A 641-nucleotide genomic window follows, 5' to 3' on the forward strand; every position below is an offset into this window, starting at 1 on the left:
TTCATGGTCAGGGCGTCGGCGGCGAGGAACACGAACGGGCCGGCCTCGCCCAGCGGCCGGTGACGGAAAGCCTCGATGTGCTCGTCCAACTCCTGTGCCATCCGGCTGACCTGGGACTTCGAGAGCGAGTCGATGCCCAGCTGCCGTACGAGCTTGTCCATGCGCCGGGTCGAGACCCCGGCCAGGTAGCAGTCCGCGACCACGGTGATCAGTGCGGACTCGGCCCGTTTGCGGCGCTCGAGCAGCCATTCGGGGAAGTACGTGCCGGCCCGGAGTTTGGGGATGGCCACATCGATCGTGCCGGCGCGGGTGTCCAGGGGTCGGTGGCGGTAGCCGTTGCGCTGCGCTGTCCGGTGTTCGGAGGGCTTGCCGTACTCGGCCCCGCAGACCGCGTCAGCGTCGGCGGAGAGCAGTGCGTTGATCACGGTCTGCAGCAGGTGGCGCAGCAGGTCTGGGGAGGCCTCCCCGAGAGCTTCGCGCAGCAGGCGTTCAGGGTCGACAATGTGTGGAGCGGTCATCGTGGTGATGTCCTTTCGAGAGTGCTGTGGAAGGTTCGCTCGAAGGCTCCCACGGTGACCGCGTCCGTCTCGAAGATGGTCGTGGCCACCGGGGAGGGTTACACCACTATCCGGGACTCAACT

Annotated in this window: 1 protein-coding gene; it reads right to left on the bottom strand. The window is 66.9% G+C overall.

Annotated elements, in window-relative coordinates; all coding sequences use genetic code 11:
• A partial coding sequence (locus tag B1964_RS29125) for a transposase (RefSeq protein ID WP_172399013.1) occupies positions 1-518 on the bottom strand: 518 nt, incomplete at its 3' end.
• Between the last annotated feature and the right edge of the window lie 123 nt (positions 519-641).

Source organism: Gordonia sp. i37 (assembly GCF_002043085.1).
Classification (GTDB): Bacteria; Actinomycetota; Actinomycetes; order Mycobacteriales; family Mycobacteriaceae; genus Gordonia; species Gordonia polyisoprenivorans.